Below are 23,099 nucleotides of genomic sequence, written 5' to 3'. Positions count from 1 at the left end.
AAAGCCGTTAGGGAAGTTCCCTAGCGGCTTTTTCGTGTGATAGTAGCTGAGCTAAATACTGCTCACCTTCCAATGTAATTTGTGTGCCTGCGCGTCCACGTCCTTTTACAACATATCCTTTGTTTTCAAGATCGTTTAAGCGTAATCGGATTTGCTGTGGGGAAAGCTCATGTGAAAAAGTGGCACTTTCCTTTGAAAGAAAATCACGACTTGCTGGTTTCCCTTCATCATTTCGGGTTTTCATGATCTGCAGAATCACGTAATGATCCTTTGCATCGATGCTACTTACCGGGAGGGGGATCTCTTGTGTTCTGGATTGAAGTCGCTGGTGTGGGAGGTCATCCATTGTAATCGTAGAACCACTTGCGACGACAAGCGCATAGTCGATCATGCTTTTTAGTTCTCGTATATTCCCTGGCCATTGATGCTTGATAAACGCTTCAATGACTTGTGGATCTACTTTCATCCAGGTTCCGCTTTTTGTCACAAAATAGTTTGTCAGTAATTGAATGTCGCTTTTACGATCACGTAGTGGGGGAATGGAAAGTTGGAGAACATTTAACCGATAAAATAAATCAGAGCGAAACGTGCCTTCGATGATTTTTTGTTCAAGGTTTTTGTTCGTCGCAGCAATGACTCTCACGTTAATCGGAGTAATTTTCCTTCCCCCAATTCTTCTAATTTCTTTTTCTTGAAGAACGCGTAATAAGTGCGCTTGAACGGTTGCGCTAATATCGCCAATTTCATCTAAGAAGATCGTACCGTTATCCGCAAGTTCAAACAATCCTTTCTTTCCGCCGCGCTGTGCTCCTGTAAAGGTGCCTTCTTCATATCCGAACAGTTCACTTTCTAAAAGCGTTTCGGTTAAAGCGCTGCAATTAATCGCAATAAACGGCCCATTCTTACGAAGAGATGACCGGTGAATGGCGTGTGCGAAAAGCTCTTTGCCAACACCTGTTTCACCATTTATGAGCACTGGATGCTCAGCGATGGCAAGTTTTTTTGCGATGCGAACGCGTTCGAGAAGAAGTGGATGTTCACCGAGAATGTCATCAAAATCATATTTGGCAGCAAAACCTTTTTTATGTTGCTCTCGCTGGGCAGTTTTTTCAATTTCGAATGCTTGGTTTACGCTCTTAAAAGTGACAACGGTCGATACTTCATTTGGGATCGATTGACGAAAAGCGACCACATCTACTCCGTTCATGGAGACAAATTTATTTTCTTCTGCTCCATTTATCATAAATTCTTGAAGATCTTGATCGACTACATTCGAAATGGGGAGGCCAATCACATCGTTCGCCTGAAGTTGGAACAGGGCTTCAAGCCTCTGGTTAAATAAAGTGATCTTCTTTTCTTTATTAATTGCTAATATGCCATCGTCCACGGTATTCACAACGTTCTGGTAATGCTCCGTTGTTCGTAATGCCTCTTGCTCAGCGACTAGAATCTTCCGATGTAAGGCAATCATACTTCTGATATAGCGCTCTGAAACTTTGGAAGAAACAGAGTCGTCTAGTTGAAAATAATCCATCACATTAATGATGGTCGCCATATCAAAAGGTCTTACCCCGATATCAAGGATCGTTGGGATATAGGAGGGACATAAGTGCGTTTCGCCTGGAGAAACGGCAACTTCAATATTATCGTAATACATTTGCCCTCGTTTAAATGGAAGAAACGTCACATGATTAATCCCCAGTTGGTAAAGAGATTCGATCACATCAATGGTAGAGGGATCATCATCATTTACCATTAATACTCTTTCCCCTTGTGGAATCGTAAGAAGGCGATCGATGTAGTCATGACGGATTGTTCGTTTTCCAACAATGGATTCGACTCCTGTTATGACGCTTAGTGAAGCAGCTTCCTTTTTGGTTGTTTCCGAAGAGTATAAAATAACATGATCATCAATCTGATGAGGTAATGTTTCGTCGATCGCAAAAGCTCTTACGGCTATGTAGTCGCCTGCTAATTGTTGCAATTGATCATAAAGCACTGTTTTCGTTTGCGTGCTCCCGGCTATGAGCGTTAAGGTCGGTCGTTTCAAGTTATTCACACCTTTTTCAATCTTATTGGTTCTATATTAACACCAAAAAAAACTTAATAGAACCAATTGGTTGTTTATTATCATGATTTTTCGGACAATTCGAGTGTTGGTAGAGTTGGCATGAAACTTGCGTGTTTATTAGATAGGAAATCATGATTAAAACGGAAGGAAGGGGAAAAATGGAACAAGAAAAGAGAAAAAGAGAAATGAAAATGCCTCATACGTTTGTGATTGTGTTTTTTGTTGTATTGGCTGCAGCCGCTCTAACGTACTTTATTCCAAAAGGAACGTTTGAAACAGAGGATGTCACCTACGTCCAGCAAGGGGAGGAACAAACGAAAACCGTTCTTATTCCGGACAGCTTTAAATATGTAACGGATGATGGTGGAGATGCAGTTCGTGAAGGGATTTCATTATTTGAACCTTATGGTGGAACAGGTTTTCTGAATTATGTTTTTGAAGGATTAGTATCCGGTGATAAATGGGGATCTGCTGTCGGGGTTGTCGCCTTTATCTTAATTATTGGTGGGGCTTTTGGGATAATTATGCGCACAAAGGCTATCGATCAAGGGATCCTCTCCATTATTGATAAAACCAAGGGCAGAGAAGTACTCATTATTCCCATTATGTTCTTTTTATTTTCACTCGGTGGAGCTGTTTTTGGAATGGGAGAGGAAGCGATTGCGTTTGCAATGATTCTGATCCCACTTGTCGTAGCGCTCGGGTATGATGCCATTACTGGCGTGATGATCACCTATGTTGCGACGCAAATTGGATTCGCAACTTCGTGGATGAACCCGTTTAGTGTAGCGATTGCTCAGGGAGTATCGGGTATTCCTGTATTATCAGGGGCACCATTCCGAATGGTGATGTGGATTGTTTTCACGATCATTGGAATTGCTTATACGATGTGGTATGCGAATGGTGTTCGGAAAGATCCGAGAAAATCCCTTAGTACAGATGCGAATCGCTACTTCAAAGAGTACAATCAGAACCAGGATTTAGAAAGCAAATTCACGCTTGGCCATGGATTGGTTGTTTTAACCCTTGTAGCGGGAATCGGATGGATTATTTGGGGTGTGATTGAGCATGCTTACTATATTCCAGAGATCGCCACTCAGTTCTTTACGATTGGGCTTGTTGCAGGTTTAATTGCCGTTATTTTTAAACTAAACGGCATGAAGGTAAATGATATTGCGGAAGGTTTTACAGAGGGTGCAAAAGATTTATTACCTGCAGCATTAATTGTTGGGATGGCCAAGGGAATCGTCATTATTCTTGGTGGTGATGCAGCAGGTGAACCTTCAGTCTTAAATACAATGTTATATAGTGCGGGAAATTTAGTTGATGATTTCCCGGCTGCTATGTCAGCGTGGTTTATGTTTGTTTTTCAGTCTGTCTTTAATTTCTTTGTCGTTTCTGGAAGTGGGCAGGCAGCCCTCACAATGCCGCTAATGGCCCCGCTTTCTGACATCGCTGGCGTCACGCGTCAGGTTGCCGTACTTGCGTTCCAGCTTGGTGACGGGCTTACAAATATTATTGTGCCGACATCAGCTGCTCTTATGGGGACGCTTGGGGCAGCTAGAATGGATTGGGGCACATGGTTTAAATTTATTATCAAGTTTCAAATATTGCTGTTTGTTCTTGCGTCTGTTTTTGTGATTACAGCGTCGCTCATGAGCTTTCAGTAACAACCGTTTGGAGGAAAGACAATGCTTACAGTCATCAGAAATGCCGAAATCTATAATCCTGATTATTTAGGGAAGAAAGATCTATTACTAGCTTTTGATAAAATCGCGCTGATCGAGGAGGGAATTGAACTACCTGATACCCTTCCGCATGAGGTGATTGATGCGAATGGGAAGATCATTTTTCCAGGATTCATTGATTCTCACGTTCATATTACAGGGGGTGGTGGTGAAGGTAGCTATCGCACCAGAACGCCAGAATTGATGTTATCGAAAGCGACGCGTGCTGGGGTAACGACGATTGTTGGGGTAATCGGGACAGATGGCACAACACGTACAATGCCTGACCTCATTGCCAAAGCCCGCGGACTAGAAGAAGAAGGCATTACGTGTTATGTGCATACAGGGAGTTATCAAGTACCGGTAAAAACGTTAACAGGGAAAATTGAAGATGACATTATTTTAATTGATCGCGTCATTGGAGCGGGCGAGATCGCGATCAGTGATCATCGTTCTTCTCAGCCAACGGTAGAAGAGATGGCCAAGATCGCTTCCGCTGCAAGGATTGGTGGGATGCTTTCAGGAAAAGCAGGCATTGTTAATGTTCATTTAGGAGACAGTCCTTCCAAACTGTCGCTCCTTGAGCGAGTAGTTGAAACAACCGATATCCCGATTAAGACGTTTCATCCAACTCATATTAATCGGACGGAAGAGCTTTTCAATGCCGGAGTCGCTTATGCGAAAAAAGGTGGGAACATTGATTTTACAACAAGTACGATTCCTCAATTTCTTGAAGAAGGGGAAGTGAAGTGCAGTACCGGACTAAAGCTTGCTCTTGCAGCGGGTGTCCCGGTGGAACGAATCACCTTTACTTCTGATGGGCAGGCGAGCTTACCTGCTTTCAATGCTTCAGGTGAGTTTGAAGGATTACAGATCGGTTCTGTTGCTTCGCTATATAAAGAAGTGCGAGATGCAATCGTTGAAGATGGGGTACCGATTTCGGATGCTGTTAAAGTGATAACGAAAAACCCAGCGTCGTTATTAAGGTTAGGTCAAAAAGGCGAGATTGCAGTCGAGAAGGATGCAGATCTGGTCATTGTAGACTCAGATTTTCAGATTGATACCGTGTTTGCTCGAGGAAGAAAGATGGTAGAAGCTAGAGAGTGTCTTGTGAAAGGAACGTTTGAATAGGATCGAAATGAATCCCCGTCACTTCAAAAGTAACGGGGATCTTTATTTTCTTCATTGATACTGACTTAACCCTTTCTTAAATGCAGCAAGATGGTTTTTTGAAGCGTCTCCAAGCCTGACCATGACGGTTCGTACATCCTCTGGGAGATCAGGCAAATCAGCTAACTTTTGATACATCGCAATGTTATCAATTTCCCCTTGTACGCCAGCTTCGAACGCTTCTTTTAGCGTTTTTGGTGTGGTTGTATACTGACTAGCATTATTTTCTGGAACGCTAATGTTGTATCTTGTAAATAAGGGAAGAAGGGCAGTGATGTGCCTTTGTTCGGCTATTTTGATTTGAGAGAATGGCCTGATCTCACCAAATTCTTTCATAATCGCATCGTACCTTGCCTGAGCGAGGTATTCATCCTCTATGGCGTAGGTTAAGGCTTCCTTTAATGAAATGGAGGTGTCTTGAAGTGCGCCTTTTGCTCCATAGTCTTCGGGAGGTGCTTCGGCTTTCACTTCAATGTGACTAAAGTTGAGAAAAATGAAGCTGATAATCGCAATAATGATCCCTTTTTTCAATGTGCTCATCCCTTCTTTTCTTTATGTTGATTAAGCTTCCTAAAAAGGGAGAGTTTTATGTGAATTTTTTCTCGAGTCATTTTGTTTGATTTCACTTTAAGAACCGATTATGATTTAAACTGTAAAGTAAATAATTACAGTAGGAGGAACAGTCATGAGCAAACGAATATTAATGGTTGTCACAACCGCAGATACAATGAAAGAAGGACATAAAACGGGTCTATGGTTATCCGAATTTGGAGAAGCGTATATTGAATTTGAAAAGAGTGGCTATCAAATTACAGTAGCAAGCCCACTAGGAGGAAAAGCACCAGTAGATGAACGGAGTCTAGAAGGTGGAGAAACGCCTCAGGAAATTCTTGATACGGCGAAGTACCTCGAAGATACAGAAAAGCTAGAAAAGATTGTGGGTGCAATGACATTTGATGCGATCTTTATACCTGGTGGCCATGGAACGATGTTTGATCTTCCAGAAAACGATAAACTTCAGCACCTGATTCGTGAATTTTATGAGTCCAATAAAATTGTTGCTTCTGTCTGCCACGGTCCTGCTGGACTTGTTGGCGTAACGCTTTCAAACGGAACACCGCTTGTTTCCGGTAAAAGGGTTACGGCTTTCACAGATGATGAAGAAAGAGAGACAACACTTGATCAATTTATGCCTTTCTTACTTGAATCCCGTCTTCGTGAACTTGGGGCAGAGTTTGTAACGAAAGAGAACTGGTCAGAGCATATGCAGGTTGATGGAAAGTTAATTACTGGTCAAAATCCTCAATCCACAACAATCGTTGCGAAGGAAGTTACAAAAATTCTTGGCTAATCATCAGTTAACTGATGATTAGACCTTTCAGAAGTGACAGAAAAGAAAAGGACTCCGAATTCGGAGTCCTTTTCTTTTATTCCTACTCTTTCTCTTTTTTCTTTCCAAAAACCTTTTTAGAGGCTCCTTTAAGTACGTTCGAAGCTGTATCCACAGATTTCCCAACCACTTTATTTCCTGTTTTACTTACATTTTTCACAAAATCTGTTGAAGCATCAGCGGCTTTACCGACAAGACCGCCTTCTCCGCTAACTGACTTTACAATATCGTTCGCTGTGTCAGCGGATTTATTCACAAGGTCACTTGCGGTTTTTGATGTATTCTTTACGATGTTATCTTCTTTCGTTGAGTTTTTTTCAGACATCGCAATCCCCTCCTTAGCGAATTTTAATACACCACTATGCTTATGAGAGGATTGGTTAGATTATGAATTGGACCCAAACTGAAGTTTGTTTCTAGGGCTAATTGTTGATGAACTTGCAGATGGTAGTCTGCAGATGATGGTTTTAAAATGAGAGGTTTTGTCCGTCTTTTGGAACAAGAATTTTAGTGGATAGCTGTTTCTTCTCAATAAACTGTTTTAACTCCTCACGTGTTAAAAGACAGTGGTTGAGTGCTTCCATATGAATGGCGACAATAGTCGCATTTGGTGCCTCTTGATAAGTTTGTACGACATTTTCCTTAGTCATTGTAATTGGTCCGCCTTCAAGAAATTGAGCAGCACCAGCATTCACCACAATGACCTCAGGGTGATGTTTCTGGATCGCTTCCTGAACATCCTCATTGAAAAGGGTATCTCCAGCGATATAGAGTGTTTTTTCATGGGGATGAGATAAGGCAATACCTGAAACTTTCCCTGTTTGCTTTAAGATTTCACCTTCTCCGTGCTTCCCTTCTGTTCGGGATAACGTAACATCTGCAAAGGAGGACTGTTTCTCAAGCGAAATGACATTCTGAAAACCTTCTCCTTTTATCACTTCTACATCTTCCTGGTTTTGTGCGAAGATGGTGATCTCTTTAGAAAGAACCTCTTTCGCCTTCTCATCAAAGTGGTCAGGATGGAGATGAGTGACAATGACCGCGTCCACATCAATGATTTTCTGGATTGAGGTTGATAATCCAACAGTCGGGTTGGAGAGATGTTGATTTGTGGTATTTGGGAAAGGGGGCATCGCTCCTTTTTCGGATAGAAATGGATCGATTAGAAACTTCTTATCTGCATATTCAAGAACGAGTGTTGCGTTACGAATAAAATGAATATTCATTGTTTTCCTCCCTTTGATCTGATTCATCTATAGGATAATATAAATGATAAGAAGAAATACAGGGATGAAATCAAGTGTTTTGGGGAATACGCTTGAATTGTGAAAGGAAATGGTCACATGTTAGATAAAACCGATCGAAAAATCATTGAAGAGCTAACGAACAATGGACGAATGACGATGAAAGAGCTAGGTGAAAAGGTGCACTTAACAGGTCAGGCAGCCTCCTCTCGAGTAGCTCGTTTAGAAGATGAAGGGATCTTAGAAGGCTATACAATTAAGGTTAACAAGCAAAAAATAGGATATTCTGTTCACTGTTTTATTAACATTTACACACGAAATATTCAGCATCAACCTTATCTTTCTTTTCTGGAGGGGGAAGGCGAATATGTGCTAAATAACTATAAAATTAGTGGCGATGGTTGTTATTTACTAGAATGCCGTTTTCCTTCTAATAAAGAGCTGGATGCGTTTCTTGTTCAATTAAATGCGTACGTGAATTATAAGCTTTCAATAGTGATAAATACAAAGTAAGTTTGAAAGTTGCTAACTAGTAGTCCTTTTTTTTTATGAAGTTAGTGGGCGTTTTTGGTTGTTTAAATCAACCCATTCTCAAATAGCTAAGTCTATTTCCCTTGTTCTCACGTCTTTTCTTAGTTGGAACGAAACTTGCATAATAGTTTGACAACTATTGAAAAAGGGAGTGTAGGAGATGGGGAAATGGAAATATGCTTTAGGTGTTACAGCTATGCTGGTGTTATGCGTGGGGGTGCTCTTTCAGGAGATGCAGGTCGAACCGAGGACAACTGCTGAAAATGAAATAAAAGGATCGCTGGTTATTGTTGGAGGAGCGTTAAATCCAGATAATGAAGAAGTGTACGATTCCTTTCTCTCGTTAGCGATGGATTATCGCAACAGGAAGAAAGAAGAAGTGAAAATAGCCATCATGCCAACAGCGAGTGCGACGCCTGTTCAAAGCGCATCTTCTTACAAAAAAGATTTTATTCATTATGGAGCTAATGAGGAGAATGTTGATATCCTGCCGATTGCCGTAAGCGACGATCCCTCTACTGAAGAAGATGAATCAAAGTGGGTGGATGGGGCTAATAATGAAAAACTCGCTGAAAAAGTGAAGCGGTATGATGCGATCTGGTTTGTTGGAGGCAATCAGTTAGATTATACGGCAACCCTTTTAAATAATGGCAAGGATACGCCAGTTTTAGCATCCATTCGAGAAAATTATACGAACGGAGCCGTTTTAGGTGGGTCTAGTGCTGGGGCTGCGATTATGAGTGACCCGATGATCGGTGCAGGGACGAGCATCGGTGCGTTGAGTCAGGGTGTGACGTATGAAGATAATTACGGTGATGCAGATGATAATCGCGTCTTCCTTACTGAAGGACTTGGCTTTTTTGAAGATGGTATGGTTGATCAGCACTTTGTGAAGCGTGGCCGTTTTGGTAGACTGGTTGTTGGGGCATGGGAGTCTGGTAATGAAATGGGATATGGCATAGATGAGAATAGCGCGATGGTTGTACACAATGACGATCAATCAATAGAAGTGATTGGCGAAAGTGGGCTTGTGATCGTTGACCTTTCAAATGCAAAGAAAACAACAGCGTTTCCGACAGCGATGAAAGATGTTAACATTAGCTACATTGAAAAAGGAGATCGGTATTTCTGGGAGTCGAAAACCTATCAGATCACAGACGACAAACCTCTGATAGAGCAACCTTACTATCCTGAAAGTTCGACGAATACAGGGGTGTTTGGTGAGGATGCGCTTAAACAAGTTCTGACGTATGATCTTGTAGATAGTGACTCCAATGAAGCAGTAGGTCTCGCATATGAACTGACCGACGAGAAAAAAGGAGAAGGATTTAAGTTGGTTTTCTCCGAAACGGATCATACAAAAGGATATTGGGGCAAGATCGACGGCCTTGAATCGTACGCAGCGATTAACGTTTCGCTTGATGTCACCCCAATGGAAGTGAAGTTGAAAATTGATAAAGTAAACGAAAAGAAAATGGAAACATTCTAGTCGTTAGATCATGAAAAGAAGGGTGTGCACAAGGCACATCCTTCTTTAGTATTCTACACGGTCTCCATATTTGTGCCAGTCTTGAAAAGGCTCGTTCTTTTCTTTCATCTCAATATGATGGAAAGGAATCTTTCTTTGTTCAGACTTTTTCTCAATTTCTTCATAAATGACTGCATCGTCAAAGCCCGCATCGGCTGCTTCATGCCTTGAAGCTGCGAAGTATACGCGATCAGGCCGTGACCAGTAAATGGCGCCAAGGCACATTGGGCATGGCTCACAGCTTGCGTAAATGACACACCCGTCAAGCTGATGCGTTCCGAGTTTTTGGCAGGCATTTCGAATCGCAACCACTTCTGCATGGGCGGTAGGATCATGATCACTCGTGACTTGATTAAAGCCTTCTCCGATGACGACATCATCCTTTACAACAATTGCCCCAAAGGGACCACCGTTATAGTCTGTCACACTTTTTGATGCCAACTGAATGGCATGTGTTAGCCAATCTTTCTCTGTCATTTCACCACACTCCTATGTAGTAGTAATTAGACATCTCTATCATCATTCCCTATCATCAGGAAAAATTTCGCGGATGGAAAAGGATCGGGTGACAGGCACCACCCGGTTTAGATCGAATGATGTCGAATTAGCTGTAGTGTATGCTAAAATCAGTTCTATGCATAGAACAACACTTAACCGGGAGGCTCATATGATTTCGTTTCTGCTTACATTAAAGAGAATGCTATCCGCATTATGGCGGGCGATTAAAGATAAAGAATTTCAGGTGCTCTTCTTTCTAACAACAATCACACTTATCTCAGGAACGATTTTCTACCATACTGTGGAGCGTTGGTCCGTGTTAGATTCACTCTATTTTAGTGTTGTCACGTTAACAACCGTTGGATTTGGTGATTTTAGTCCGCAAACCGATTTTGGTAAGATTTTTACCATCATCTATTTGTTCACTGGAGTTGGATTAATACTAGGCTTTATCAATAAGCTTGCTTTGCATATGGGAAGAAGTAAAACTAGGAAAAAAGCTGATCGCGAAGGAAAGAGCTCAACATAAACAAAAGTTGAGCTTTTGTTTATGTTTGAAGTTCGATTTCTTGCGTTATAACGAATGGGAGTTTATAATACAAAACGTAACAATTACGATTTGTGTCGAAGAAGCTTCCTTGATAGCTTGTGGATAAGTGCTTAATGCACGCTGAAAAAATAAATCGCATAGAGTAAAATAGATGAAGGGATTGAATTCATTTGGCTAAGAAGTCGAAAGTAGTAAAAGAACAAAAGCGCCAGGAGCTCGTTATGAAGTATGCCGATTTACGTCAAGAGTTGAAAGCGAAGGGCGATGTTGAAGCATTACGGAAATTACCGCGTGATTCTTCGCCAACTCGCCTGAACAATCGTTGTGAAGTGACGGGACGACCTAAAGGGTACTTACGAAAATTTAAGATGTCTAGAATTGCGTTTCGTGAATATGCTCATAAGGGGCAGATCCCTGGAGTGAAGAAGTCAAGTTGGTAAAAGGGTAGGGGAAGATGGATGGAGTGCAATGAACATTTATTGAAGATGCTCATTCGTGATTGTGTGGCAAAGCTCCCAGAGAAGGAGAAAGCCCTTTATCAGTTCATTGATGAACTGGAAGTAAGATTAATTGAATCATCAGCCACACCTGATCAATACTTGAACCTTTTAAAAAAGTATTCTCCTTATCATGAAGCAGCGAAGAAATTTGATATCTCTCCATATAAGGCGAGAACAATGATGCATCGAATTGAATGGAAAGTTGCTGCGAAATTAGAAGAAAAGCTTCAGCAGATGAAGTGGTTGGAGCAACCTTCTCATGGAAAAAGAGTGAAAAAAGGGTATCTAGTCTTTAGATAAAAATAGCTGCGAATGTTCATTCGCAGCTATTTTTATGTTCAAAATCACGCTTTTTCATTTTCCGCAGCTATTTTCTCTTCTCAATATCTTTATATCAACATGAACGAATCTAAAAAAGAGAAGTATAACGTTCTACTGTACAGTTTGTGTATTTTAACTTAGAATGAATGATGAGGTGATGAATCTTGGGGTGTTGTTAAAAATAGGTGAGTTAGCTGAAGCGTGCCATGTTTCAAAACGGACAGTTGACTATTATACAAAAATGGGATTATTGCAGTGTGAGCGCTCTGAAACGAATTATCGCTTCTATGGGGAAGATGCGATTGATGATATTAAATTCATTGAACAATGCAAAGAAATGCAAATGACGTTAAGTCAAATCCACCAACGTCTAACAGTAAAAAAGGCTGAACAAGTTGATACCGAAATGATTCATAGTCAGGTGAAACAAGTAATCGATAAAATGGAATATTTAGGGGCGGAATTAAAGGATATTCACGAAAGTGTTGAGAAATTAGATGAAGAAACTCAAACGAAGATTAAGAAAAACCTTTCGCCTCAAACTGTCGCACTTATTCAATCGTTACTTCTTTACTCAATTTGACCAGGTGAAAAGTAGAAATGCAATTTTAAAAAAAAGCTAGGATAAACAACAACTCAGGAGAGTGAAATTTTTTGAATGATATACCACTGGATTCGATTCTTTTATTAGGTTCCTTAATACTGTTATCTGCTTTTTTCTCATCAGCTGAAACAGCCTATTCGAGTGTTAACAAGATTAGGTTAAGAAATTTCGCAGATGAAGGAAGGCGTGGAAGTAAAAGAGCTTTAGCCATTGCTGAAAACTTTGATAAAGCCTTATCAACGATTCTTATCGGAAACAATATCGTCAATATTGCTGCTGCAAGTATTTCAGCTGCTTTAGCAACTGATTTATTTGGCGGAAACACCGGGCTGGTTGTTAGTACGGTGTTCATGACTATATTAATCTTGATTTTTGGTGAAATACTTCCTAAATCGTTAGCAAAGGAACATGCAGAGTCTTATTCATTAATGATCGCAACAGTGTTATATGTTCTCATCAAGCTGCTTGCACCTATCAATTTCTTTTTTGTTAAATTGAAAGTGTGGGTATCAAGTCTTTTTGCGAAAAACAGCACAATGCCATCTGTTACAGAAGAAGAATTAAAAGTGATGTTAGACATTAGTGAAGAAGAGGGTGTTATCGATAAAGAGGAAAGAGACCTCATTCATCGCTCGATGGATTTCGATGATACGCTTGCAGGCGAGGTTTTAACTCCGCGAATTGACATCGTAGCCATTGATATTGATCAATCCGTAGAAGAAATGAAAGAAATCTTCTTTGAAGAGAGGTTTTCAAGAATACCTGTCTATCAAGACAGTATTGATAATATTATTGGGATTTTGACGGAGAAAGAATTTTTTACTCACTTGATTAAATATCAAACGGTTGATATTAAAGAATTAATTCGAGAGCCTCTGTTTGTAGTAGAGTCAATGAAGATTTCCACTCTGTTGCCTAAATTGCAAAAGGAAAAGGTTCACATGGCTATTGTGTTAGATGAATTTGGTGGTACGTCAGGAATCGTTACATTAGAAGACGTACTAGAAGAGATTGTGGGAGAGATCTGGGATGAGCAAGATGAGAAATTCAGTACCATGCAGCGAATCTCTGATAGTAACTATCGTTTTGATGCTCAATTCCAGCTAGATGATTTCTTTGACTTAATGGAGGCCGATGCACCTGAAAGTTCTTATCACACGATAGGTGGATGGGTCATTGAGAATCTCGGAACCGTTCCTAATAACGGGGATTCTTTCTATTATGAAAATCTTAAAATTATCGTCGAACAAGTGGAAGAGCGTCGCGTCAGAAAAATACTAGTAGAAGTGCTTCCGAAAGATCAAACGTATGACGATATGATGGTTAGAGCTTAAAGACTCTTTCATTGATCACATAGAAAACAACGGAAGCAGCTGATACGAATGGCTGCTTCTTTTATATGAATAAGAGAAACGAGTATTGAAGAAGAACATTAGCAGAAATGACCTTCCATGGAAAGAAGAACGAACCATTTATCTGGTGAGGGAACATTTTATTAAGAGTAAATGCCATCTGCAAATATACTAAGAAAAAAGGCAAGCAGTTGATCAATTAATCTAGTGCTAGCCTTCTTTTATCTTCATAATGAAATTCCTATTACAGCGACTTAAAATACGTACAAACCGTTTCAATTCCTTTTGTGAAATTTTCGATATGAAAATGTTCATTTGGCGCATGTAAGTTCTCTGAAGGGAGTCCGAAGCCCATGAGCACAACAGGTGTTTCTAGAACGCGCGCAAATACTTCAACGATGGGAATCGAGCCACCTTCTTTAGGGAAAAGAGCACGAACGCCATATACCTTTTCATACGCATCAGCCGCCTTTTGAATCATCGGATCGTTTGAATCAAGTGAGACGGGACGGGCCTGAATAAATTGATTCACGGTCATCGTTGTCCCTGCTGGTTGATGGTCGAGAAGGTGCTTTTCAATTTTTTCATAGATTTCTTGAGGGTTTTGATCACCAACAAGACGGCAGCTAATTTTACCTGTTGCTTCCGATGGTACGATCGTTTTAATGCCATCACCTTGATAGCCACCAGAAATTCCATTTAGTTCAAGCGTTGGGCGAATTCCCGTTTGCTCTTTAAAAGTGAACCCTTTTTCTCCGAATAAAGAAGTTAACCCGAGCTCTTGTTTCATTGCCTCTTCATCAGAAGGAATGCGGGCAATTTCTTCTCTTAATTCTTCTGTTAGTTCGGGTACCCCTTCGTAAAAACCATCAACCGTGATCTCGCCATCTTCACCATGAAGGCTATCAAGTAGACGAACGAGAGCATGAACGGCGTTTGGAACACCGCCACCATACACGCCAGAATGAAGGTCGGTATTCGCTGTTTTCACGTTGACCTCCATAGCAAGTGCCCCGCGTAACGATGTACAAATCGCAGGTAAGCCTTCTTTAATAAAGGAAGTATCTGAAATCACAACAGCGTCAGCAGCGAGTTTCTCTGTATTTTTTTCAATAAATGGTCCAAGATGTGGACTCGCGATTTCTTCTTCACCCTCAATACAGAATTTCACATTAACGGGGAGCTTGCCATCTTCTAGCATCAAAAGTTCTATGGCCTTGATATGAATAAAAAGCTGTCCTTTATCATCCGTTGCGCCGCGAGCAAAGATCTTGTTATCACGAATAACGGGTTCAAATGGGGGCGTTTCCCAGAGATCGAGTGGATCAGCTGGCTGTACATCATAATGGCCATAGATGAGAACTGTCGGCTTACCGTCTGCATGAAGCCAATCAGCGTAAACGATCGGATGTCCGTCTGTTTCGATGACTTCAATGTTTTCCATGCCGGCCTTTTTTAAAGAGCTGGCTACCCACTTAGCCCCTTTTTGAACGTCCGACTTATGCGTAGGAACGGCTGAAATGCTTTCGATTTTCAAGAATTCTTCTAGTTCTTTAAGGTAAGAATCTTTATGTATTTCGATGATGTTTTTCATAAGTGTAACCTCCTTAGTTAGGTTGTCTTTATTATAATCCAGAGACGTAAATTTGCACATTAATCGAACAATTGGTAGTGGAAAAATAAGGGGGTTTAATAACAGAGCATTAACTTTTGTATTAAAATTATGACATTACAGTTAAGGGTCCGTCATATTAGATAGGTCTAAATCCCCTCATGTGGAATCGATTCCTGATTCTAAAGAACCATTTATTTTTGCATTGAAAGCCTTTTCGAAAACCGTTTGATAAACGCTTTCTTGATTGATTGAATAAGGTTTCCCTATCTAAAGACCTGTAAAATATCTGCTTTTTCAGACGTCTTGACGGGTTCACATATTTTCCATAAGGTTATGGCGAACAAAACATTTTACTAAATTTTAAGGAGTGTGGCAGATGGGGAACGTGAAAAAGTCTTCTGTTTTTAAGGGGATTGCACTATCGACAATTATGCTTGTAAGTGGATTTGCAGGTATGCCGTTATCTACGAACGCAGCGGAGGAAGCTGAGACAGCAGTTTGGTCTCGTCAAGATGCACAGGGTTATGATTTATCGAAAGACAACACGGCACCTAACATCGACAACGTAGATGAAGTGGCTCCAGATTATTGGGTTTGGGACACATGGCCACTCCGTAATCGTGACGGATCGATTGCACAGGTAAATGGTTACCAGGTTGTCTTTGCTCTTACCGCTTCTAAAGAATATACATGGAGCGGTCGTCACGACGAAGCTCAAATTCGCTACTTCTACTCGAAGAACGGAAAAGACTGGGAGCTGGGCGGACTTGCTTATGAACCAGAAGATGCACTTGGCGCTCGCCAATGGGCTGGATCAGCCATGATGGATGAAGATGATAAAGTTCACCTTTTCTATACAGCAACTGGACGTAAAGGCGAAGAGCAAACAACATTTGAGCAACGTCTTGCGAAAACAACGTTTGATATCGAAGCAGATAAGAAGTCGAAATCTGTTGAGCTAAGCAATTTTGGAAAGCATGAAATTCTTGCTGAAGCTGACGGTGAGTACTATGAAACACAAGCACAAAAAACAGGAAATATTATTTATTCATTCCGTGACCCATGGTTCTTCCAGGATCCTAAGACAGGAAAAGAATACTTAATCTTTGAAGGAAATACGGCAGGAGACGACAAGTCACTAGATCCAGAAAACATCGGTGATGCTGATTTCCGTGCAACTCATGATGTACCAGCTGACGCTGAAGATTACAACGGTAACGTTGGGATTGCTGAAGCACAGAATGAAGATCTAACAGACTTTGAATTGCTTCCACCACTACTTGAAGCAAATGGTGTCAATCAGCAGCTTGAGCGTCCACACATCCTTGTAAAAGGTGGAGATTACTACCTCTTTACAATCACACATAAATTTACGTTCGCTCCTGGATTAACAGGTCCTGATGGTCTTTATGGCTTCACGAATGATTCTCTTCGGGGTGATTACGAGCCACTAAACGGCAACGGTCTTGTTGTAGCAAACCCTGAAGATGATCCATTTATGACATACTCTCACGCAGTTATGCCGAATGGTACAGTGATCAGCTTTGTGAACGAGTATCGTGATGAGAACGGTGAACTTCAATTTGGCGGTACGTTTGCCCCGACGCTTAAACTTTCGATTCATGGTGATGAAACAAAAGTAACTGGCGCACTTAAGCCAGGCCAAATCATGCCTTCACACTAAAACTGGGAAACCAGACTAAAGGAGACTTACCCACATGAATAAGTTTTCAAAAACAGTAGCGACTTCCGTTCTCGGATTCGCTACCCTGTTTTCAAGTTTTGCTCCGACAAGTTTTGCAGCAGAAAGTGAAACGTCGAACTGGACAAGAGAAGATGCTTCTAAGATTGTTCAAAATAAAGATAATACAGCTCCAGAAATTAACACAAAAGACCTTGAACAAATTGCGCCAGAGTACCATATCTGGGATACGTGGCCGTTAAGAAACAAGGACGGTTCAATCGCTACAGTTAATGGTTATAAAGTGATTTTCTCGCTAACAGCACCAAGTGATGTATTGCCTGGTAAGCGTCATGATATTGCTGAAATTCGCTACTTCGTTTCAAAGAACGGGAAAGACTGGAAACTTGGCGGTACCGTTTTTAATGAAGAGCAGGCACTGGGTTCGCGTCAGTGGGCGGGTTCAGCGATGATTGAAGATGGCGAAATACATTTCTTCTATACGGCAACAGGTCGTAAAGGCGAAGAACAGCTAACTTATGAGCAGCGTCTTGTAAAAGCTTCTGCTGATGTTATTGCATCAAAAAAGGGAATCGAATTCAACAACTGGTCTGATCATGAAGTGATTCTTGAGCCAGATGGCGAATACTACGAGACAATGGAACAAAGTAAGCAAGGAGACATTGCTTATGCATTCCGTGATCCGTGGTTCTTTGAAGATCCTAAAACAGGCGAAGATTACATCTTGTTTGAAGGAAACTCTGGCGGCACACCTGCAGAACGTTCGGTTGAACAAGAGCACATCGGTTCTGAAGACTTCGCTACAGTAGATGAAGTACCTGAAGAATCTAAACTCTTTAACGGTAGTATTGGAATTGCAAAAGCTGAAAATGATGACTACACAGAATTTGACATCATGCCTCCACTGATGGAAGCGAACAGCCTCAATCAGGAGCTCGAACGTCCGCATATCGTGACAAAAGGAAATAAATACTATCTTTTCACAGATACGCACAAAAACAAATTTGCTCCAGGAATAAATGGTCCAGATGGTCTTTATGGCTTTGTCTCCGATTCTCTAACATCAGACTATGAGCCTCTTAACGGAAGTGGTCTTGTTGTAGCAAATCCAGAGAATGAGCCTTATCAAACTTATTCATGGATGGTTATGCCTAATGGAACAGTGATTAGCTTTGCTAACTTCTATGATCTAAACGGTTTAACAATCAATGAACTTGGCGCGCAGTCAGAGGAATATCAATTCGATCACTTTGGCGGCACATTAGCTCCATCTCTTAAACTTTCGATTCACAATGATGAAACGAAGATTTTAAAAGAAATGGATGCTGGCGTATTTAAATAAGAGTGATAGTAACTGTCGGAGATAAGCTTCGACAGTTACTTTTCTATTTAGAGGCATCATTCGTTTGACAGACAGGAGAACTGGATACTATGAGAAAATGGTTGCTAGCTGTAGGCGTTATTGTCGTGCTCGGCATTCTTATCTTTGCGACCTTTAATGATAATAATGAAAAGCCAGATCAAGAAGAAAAAGAGCCTGAGATACCAAAAGAATACAATCAGTCGCTACGTCCCCAGATTCACTATACGCCAGAACAAAATTGGATGAACGACCCAAACGGGATGGTGTATGTTGAAGGGAAATACCATTTATTTTACCAGCATAACCCTACAGAAAATGAATTCGGAAATATGGGGTGGGGCCATGCAGTCAGTGAAGATCTTTATCACTGGGAAGAAAAGCCGATGGCGCTAGAAGCGGATGAGCAGGGGATGATCTTCTCTGGTGGTGCCGTTTATGATCAGTACAATACGAGCGGTCTTTTTGAAGAAGGAAAGGCGGGTCTTGTGGCTTTTTATACAATAGCGGGCGCAGAACAAACGCAGGGTCTCGCTTATAGTGAAGATGGGGGAGAAACATGGAAAAAGTATCGAGGTAACCCGATACTTCCAAATCCAGGTATAAAAGATTTCCGTGATCCTAAAGTAATCTGGCACGAAGAATCTGAGAAGTGGATCATGCTTCTTGCAGCAGGAAATAAAGTGATCTTCTATGGCTCAGATAATTTGATCGACTGGGAGAAATTTAGTGAATTCGGTGTTAATCAGGGTGCCCAGGGTGGCGTTTGGGAGACGCCAGAACTCTTTAAATTACCGGTTGATGGCAATTCTTCTAATCAAAAATGGGTGCTGCAAGTAGACATGAATCCTGGCAGCATTGCTGGTGGGTCCGGTGGACAATATTTTATCGGTGAATTTGACGGAAAAACGTTCACAAGAGAAGGAGCAAAAGAAGACATTAATTGGGTCGATTATGGAACAGATTTTTATGCGGCCCAAGCTTTCAGCAATCATGAGGGCAATCCCATATGGCTCGCCTGGATGAGTAACTGGATGTATGCATCTGATTTACCGACAGATCCATGGAAAGGTGCCATGTCCTTACCACGTCAGGTTTCTTTGAAAGAAGTGAACGGAGAAACGCGTCTTATCCAAGAGCCTGCGGGTGAGATTGAGTCGAATCGTTCTAAGAAGTTAGTTGATTTATCGGATAAAGAAGTGGAAGGTCGAATGCCGCTTGATGATTTCAAGGCAGATACGTATGAAGTTGTTGCCGAATTCGACATAGATACGTCAGGTGAATTCGGCTTCCGCGTTCGAAAGGGAGACGAAGAAGAAACAATTGTAGGATATGACTCAAAAAATAATGTTGCATTTATTGATCGCCAGAATAGTGGCGATATCGATTTTCATGAACAATTTCCTGGCGTGTATCGAGCTCCGCTTGAACCAACGGAAGATGGCAAAGTGAAACTCCATCTTTTTGTTGATCGCTCTTCCGTTGAATTGTTTGCGAATGATGGAAAGCGTGTCATGACCAATCGGATCTTCCCATCAGAGGATAGTGATGGTTTTGAGATCTATGCGATGAATGGAAAGGTGACGCTTGATTTTCTAGAAGTGTATGAGCTTGATTCTTCTTGGAAAACGGGTGAAAGAGAGTAAGGTTTTTATATTGAGAGCGGTCTTCTGAGAGAAAGATGACCGCTTTTTCCTATTGAACATCTTTTTTTAACAGGGATCCTGTTATTTCCGCGAATTTCTGGATATATCCGCGATAATTTTATTTATTCCGCGAAAACCATGATATATCCGCGATATTCTCAATAATTCCGCGAAATGCTCCTAATTCGAAAATAAATAGGTCCTTAGATGTGGTTTCCTTTTCCTGGATTGGGGTACAAATAGCTATCTTGTAAATAATGGGGGATGTATGGAAATGGAAACATCATTTTCAAATTCAGAACAGCAAAAGTTTGTCAGGACTCTTCAGTCATTCAAGGAAAACCGCCAGAATCCCGTTGTGTTAGAAGAATTGTTATCAGACGCTGCCGTTCTCATTGACCAGAATAAATTGGAGGCTCTCTATCAGCTTGCAGGTGATTATGATCAAGCTGGCATTTTTGAAGGTGGACCGTGGGAAGAACCTCGTAAATTACAGCCGCCTCTTGTAGGAGGATCGTTTAAAATAGACGGAAACTATTCGATTTTTGAAGTGCTAAGTGAACTTCGTATGCTTGCGATTGCTAAAGGTGAGTATAACCATCCAAACGTGACATCTGATCAAGCACGCACCTTTTTAAATAAAGTCATGTCTCTTAACCTTGATATGATTTTTCCAGCCGAGACGGAGGAATCGAGAATTAACCAGGGACAGGAACAAAAGAGGGGAATCATCTTATTTCAATTCCTAGCTGAAAAGCTGTCGCTTGGATCACTATCCGCAACGTTTGTCGATGAAATCGATCGACTAACTGCTCAGCGCCCGATTATGGTAAAGCGAATTAAAGAAATGATCGGTTATGCTGAAAACCTCTTATCTTCAGACGACATCAGTCCGGAGGGGCGAGAAAGCATTCAGCGTTATCTTGATAGCGTTCATGCACCAACAGAACTAAGCAAGAAATACCCTAACTTTGCTGACTACCAAAGTCAATTTAATGAGCTATCTGAGATGGAAAAAGAGTTAGAAGCAGAAAGATTTGCAGACGTCATGCGCGATACTGGGCTAGTTTCGCCAGTTCATGCGAATCTTGCGCGTTTTCTTGCAGAAGAAGATGCTTCTCAATTACTGGTGTTAACGCTCGGATTAACTGAAAAGGGTGAAGCAAATTTAAATGAGCACTTTACTTTAGTGAAAGAACTTATCTCGTTAGCGATTTACCCTATCACCGCTCAATCGCTGTATGGCCTTGCGCGCATGCTTGAGCGTGGCGTTTTATCTTCTCCACCAGTGATTCCAGGACTTGAGCGCATCATTGAAATCGAGATGCTCCCAGAAGTCGAAAAGGATCTACTCGCTTCACGGGATCATCCAGATGACATCGCTCCAGTAGGAATTTTATTATCAGGACTTTTAAGCGTATTGGGGCAGCCGCTTGGCATAGGTCAGGGAATGAATCCAACCTGTCAATCAGCTCGAGGCATCAGTCTCTGGTCACAGCACGATCCTGGATTTTTGCTCGAGCTTGTCGCGAGAGCCTGTCGAGACGGGGAAATTGATATCTCATTTGAAGGCGCTGAAATTAATTCGTCGCTTATCGCTGGTGGGCTTGCGCCAGATCTTCACAAAGAACTTGACGCTGTTTCGCTCATTCTCGTTCCCCATCTGGATCGCGTCTATGATGAAATGATGAAGCGAAGCGCTCTACGTGGTGAAGATGGACATAAATTTGTGAATCCTGAATTTTATGGTCAGTGGATTTCAAAAGAATTCTCGTCTGTGATTAATCCTGTAACGGGAGCCGTTACAAATTATGAGCAGTTTGCCCGACTCTTTTATGCAACGCATCATCCTGATTACAATGAAGGACATCAGCTGATTTATCCAAATCCAGTAGGAATCTTCGTTACAACCGCAAATGCTGATTTACTCGGTCTTCATGCGATTAGCATTCAGCGCATTGCTGCTGATTCGTCAGGTGAAACGAGAGTCTACTTTTATAATCCGAATAATGATAGTGGACAGGATTGGGGTCAAGGCATTAAGTCAACGGTTCGAAATCACGGAGAAGAGGAAGGTGAAGCTTCGCTACCGTTTGATCAGTTTTTATCTCGTGTGTATGCGTATCATTATAACCCGAATGAAATGGGAGACCTCGAAACGGTTCCACAGGAGACTATTGATCGTGTAACCACGCTCGCAAAAGAAAGCTGGGGACAAAAATACCAGTGGACAGATCTAGCAAATCCATTTTTAATTTAAATAATGAACGGGTTCCCTTCTTATACTTTAGAAGGTGGACCCTTTTCTTATTAAGCGTTAAAGTAGAGAGAATAGATGAATCACTAATCAGGAGGTACAGTTTATGGAAGCAAAACTAGTCATTGATGCACGCGCGATACTCGGGGAAGGACCCTGCTGGGATGATCAGAGTCAGCTTCTTTATTGGGTTGATATCGAAGGGAAGAAGGTTCATGCCTACAACCCGATGACGGCAGGAAATATCGAAATGAAGCAGGAGCAAATGGTTGGGACTATTGCGCCGCGTGAATCAGGTGGTCTTGTGATGGCGATGGCTGGTGGGTTTTTCGCTATGAATCTTTCAACTGAGAATGTGGAGCCGATCACCGATCCTGAAAGTCATTTGCCTGAAAATCGCTTTAATGATGGAAAGTGCGATCCTGCGGGACGATTCTGGGCAGGGACAACGCATTTAGAAGGGTTAAAAGGCGAAGGTGCACTCTATTGCCTTGATGAAAATCTTGAAGTGACGAAAAAAGTAGATCATGTGAGTACGTCCAATGGACTTGCCTGGTCACCAGATACGCGATACATGTATTTTATTGATACGCCAACGAAAAAAGTGGTGCGCTATGATTATGATTTTTCCACCGGTGAGATACGCAATCCCGTGGAAGTGATTACGATTCCTGATGGAGAGGGGATGCCGGATGGAATGACGAGTGATGAAGAGGGAAATCTATGGATTGCCCATTGGGGTGGCTCAAAGGTTACAAGATGGAACCCGGATACTGGTGAGAGATTACAAGAAGTGAGCGTGCCTGCAGTTAATGTGACGTCTTGTGTTTTCGGTGGAAAAGAGCGAAATGAGCTCTATATTACTACCGCAAGAACGAATACGAGTGAAGAAGAACTCAAGCAGTTCCCGTACGCGGGTGGCGTGTTTCGGGTGAAAACAAATGTGAAAGGAAGTCGCACTTACGCATTTAAAGGATAATTCTTTTTCCTTCCTTCCTGTCTTAAAGTCTTTTATAATAGTAGGAAAATAATT

The 23,099-nt window shown here is 41.5% G+C and carries 21 protein-coding genes; 15 read left to right on the top strand and 6 right to left on the bottom strand.

Annotation, left to right across the window (positions count from 1 at the left end; genetic code table 11):
* Positions 1 to 7 precede the first annotated feature (7 nt).
* A complete protein-coding gene (locus LC090_RS17085; protein WP_226659216.1) occupies positions 8 to 2,050 on the bottom strand; it encodes a sigma-54 interaction domain-containing protein in 2,043 nt (680 codons plus the stop codon).
* A gap of 179 nt (positions 2,051 to 2,229) precedes the next feature.
* Between LC090_RS17085 and yfcC the strand changes: the two genes are divergently transcribed.
* Together yfcC and iadA are read left to right on the top strand one after the other, a co-directional pair.
* Positions 2,230 to 3,741 carry a putative basic amino acid antiporter YfcC gene (gene yfcC, locus LC090_RS17080; RefSeq protein ID WP_226659215.1) on the top strand — a complete coding sequence of 504 codons (1,512 nt, stop codon included), beginning with the start codon at positions 2,230 to 2,232 and terminating at the stop codon, positions 3,739 to 3,741.
* 21 nt (positions 3,742 to 3,762) lie between these two features.
* Positions 3,763 to 4,929 (top strand): beta-aspartyl-peptidase, encoded by a 1,167-nt coding sequence (gene iadA / locus LC090_RS17075; protein WP_226659214.1) that lies wholly within the window; start codon positions 3,763 to 3,765, stop codon positions 4,927 to 4,929.
* 51 nt (positions 4,930 to 4,980) lie between these two features.
* Here the strand turns inward: iadA and LC090_RS17070 are convergent, their stop codons facing one another.
* Positions 4,981 to 5,499, bottom strand: a complete 519-nt coding sequence (locus LC090_RS17070; RefSeq protein WP_226659213.1) for a ferritin-like domain-containing protein — start codon at positions 5,497 to 5,499, stop codon at positions 4,981 to 4,983.
* Between the two features lie 154 nt (positions 5,500 to 5,653).
* On the opposite strand from LC090_RS17070, the gene LC090_RS17065 reads away from it, so the two are divergent.
* Positions 5,654 to 6,319: a type 1 glutamine amidotransferase domain-containing protein gene (locus LC090_RS17065; RefSeq protein ID WP_226659212.1), complete on the top strand. Its 666-nt coding sequence runs from the start codon at positions 5,654 to 5,656 to the stop codon at positions 6,317 to 6,319.
* 82 nt (positions 6,320 to 6,401) lie between these two features.
* Here the strand turns inward: LC090_RS17065 and LC090_RS17060 are convergent, their stop codons facing one another.
* Both LC090_RS17060 and LC090_RS17055 read right to left on the bottom strand, forming a co-directional pair.
* Complete coding sequence (locus LC090_RS17060; protein ID WP_226659211.1) at positions 6,402 to 6,683, bottom strand: hypothetical protein; 282 nt, start codon at positions 6,681 to 6,683, stop codon at positions 6,402 to 6,404.
* 142 nt (positions 6,684 to 6,825) lie between these two features.
* The gene (locus LC090_RS17055; protein ID WP_226659210.1) at positions 6,826 to 7,584 is read right to left on the bottom strand and encodes an MBL fold metallo-hydrolase; all 759 of its coding nucleotides are present in this window, start codon (positions 7,582 to 7,584) and stop codon (positions 6,826 to 6,828) included.
* 117 nt (positions 7,585 to 7,701) lie between these two features.
* On the opposite strand from LC090_RS17055, the gene LC090_RS17050 reads away from it, so the two are divergent.
* Both LC090_RS17050 and LC090_RS17045 read left to right on the top strand, forming a co-directional pair.
* Positions 7,702 to 8,115 (top strand): Lrp/AsnC family transcriptional regulator, encoded by a 414-nt coding sequence (locus tag LC090_RS17050; RefSeq protein WP_226659209.1) that lies wholly within the window; start codon positions 7,702 to 7,704, stop codon positions 8,113 to 8,115.
* A 178-nt stretch (positions 8,116 to 8,293) separates the two neighbouring features.
* Positions 8,294 to 9,622 (top strand): cyanophycinase, encoded by a 1,329-nt coding sequence (locus tag LC090_RS17045; RefSeq protein WP_226659208.1) that lies wholly within the window; start codon positions 8,294 to 8,296, stop codon positions 9,620 to 9,622.
* 45 nt (positions 9,623 to 9,667) lie between these two features.
* Here the strand turns inward: LC090_RS17045 and LC090_RS17040 are convergent, their stop codons facing one another.
* Positions 9,668 to 10,138, bottom strand: a complete 471-nt coding sequence (locus LC090_RS17040; protein ID WP_226659207.1) for a nucleoside deaminase — start codon at positions 10,136 to 10,138, stop codon at positions 9,668 to 9,670.
* A 190-nt stretch (positions 10,139 to 10,328) separates the two neighbouring features.
* Here LC090_RS17040 and LC090_RS17035 point away from each other — a divergent pair, with 190 nt between their 5' ends.
* The 5 genes from LC090_RS17035 (at position 10,329) to LC090_RS17015 (ending at position 13,468) form a co-directional block, all read left to right on the top strand.
* A complete protein-coding gene (locus LC090_RS17035; RefSeq protein ID WP_226659206.1) occupies positions 10,329 to 10,688 on the top strand; it encodes a potassium channel family protein in 360 nt (119 codons plus the stop codon).
* Positions 10,689 to 10,879: 191 nt separating this feature from the next.
* The gene (gene rpsN, locus LC090_RS17030; protein ID WP_226659205.1) at positions 10,880 to 11,149 is read left to right on the top strand and encodes a 30S ribosomal protein S14; all 270 of its coding nucleotides are present in this window, start codon (positions 10,880 to 10,882) and stop codon (positions 11,147 to 11,149) included.
* Between the two features lie 18 nt (positions 11,150 to 11,167).
* On the top strand, positions 11,168 to 11,509 hold the full coding sequence (locus LC090_RS17025) for a hypothetical protein (protein WP_226659204.1): 342 nt from the start codon (positions 11,168 to 11,170) through the stop codon (positions 11,507 to 11,509).
* A 178-nt stretch (positions 11,510 to 11,687) separates the two neighbouring features.
* The gene (locus LC090_RS17020; RefSeq protein WP_226659400.1) at positions 11,688 to 12,113 is read left to right on the top strand and encodes a MerR family transcriptional regulator; all 426 of its coding nucleotides are present in this window, start codon (positions 11,688 to 11,690) and stop codon (positions 12,111 to 12,113) included.
* Positions 12,114 to 12,184: 71 nt separating this feature from the next.
* Positions 12,185 to 13,468: a hemolysin family protein gene (locus tag LC090_RS17015; protein WP_226659203.1), complete on the top strand. Its 1,284-nt coding sequence runs from the start codon at positions 12,185 to 12,187 to the stop codon at positions 13,466 to 13,468.
* A gap of 262 nt (positions 13,469 to 13,730) precedes the next feature.
* On the opposite strand, the gene LC090_RS17010 is transcribed toward LC090_RS17015, so the two are convergent.
* Positions 13,731 to 15,080 (bottom strand): dipeptidase, encoded by a 1,350-nt coding sequence (locus LC090_RS17010; RefSeq protein ID WP_226659202.1) that lies wholly within the window; start codon positions 15,078 to 15,080, stop codon positions 13,731 to 13,733.
* 397 nt (positions 15,081 to 15,477) lie between these two features.
* Here LC090_RS17010 and LC090_RS17005 point away from each other — a divergent pair, with 397 nt between their 5' ends.
* The 5 genes from LC090_RS17005 (at position 15,478) to LC090_RS16985 (ending at position 23,045) form a co-directional block, all read left to right on the top strand.
* A complete protein-coding gene (locus tag LC090_RS17005; RefSeq protein ID WP_226659201.1) occupies positions 15,478 to 16,785 on the top strand; it encodes a glycoside hydrolase family 68 protein in 1,308 nt (435 codons plus the stop codon).
* 34 nt (positions 16,786 to 16,819) lie between these two features.
* A complete protein-coding gene (locus LC090_RS17000; protein WP_226659200.1) occupies positions 16,820 to 18,145 on the top strand; it encodes a glycoside hydrolase family 68 protein in 1,326 nt (441 codons plus the stop codon).
* An 89-nt stretch (positions 18,146 to 18,234) separates the two neighbouring features.
* The gene (locus LC090_RS16995) at positions 18,235 to 19,809 is read left to right on the top strand and encodes a glycoside hydrolase family 32 protein (RefSeq protein WP_226659199.1); all 1,575 of its coding nucleotides are present in this window, start codon (positions 18,235 to 18,237) and stop codon (positions 19,807 to 19,809) included.
* Between the two features lie 274 nt (positions 19,810 to 20,083).
* On the top strand, positions 20,084 to 22,069 hold the full coding sequence (locus tag LC090_RS16990) for a hypothetical protein (RefSeq protein WP_226659198.1): 1,986 nt from the start codon (positions 20,084 to 20,086) through the stop codon (positions 22,067 to 22,069).
* 103 nt (positions 22,070 to 22,172) lie between these two features.
* Positions 22,173 to 23,045, top strand: coding sequence for an SMP-30/gluconolactonase/LRE family protein (locus tag LC090_RS16985; protein WP_226659197.1), 873 nt, complete (start codon positions 22,173 to 22,175; stop codon positions 23,043 to 23,045).
* Positions 23,046 to 23,099 lie beyond the last annotated feature (54 nt).

Origin of the sequence: Guptibacillus hwajinpoensis (genome assembly GCF_020524165.1) — a bacterium.
In the GTDB taxonomy this organism is placed as follows: domain Bacteria; phylum Bacillota; class Bacilli; order Bacillales; family Guptibacillaceae; genus Guptibacillus; species Guptibacillus hwajinpoensis_D.
The sequence above is the reverse complement of the archived record's forward strand: the minus strand, read 5'-3'. Positions and strand labels throughout refer to the sequence as shown.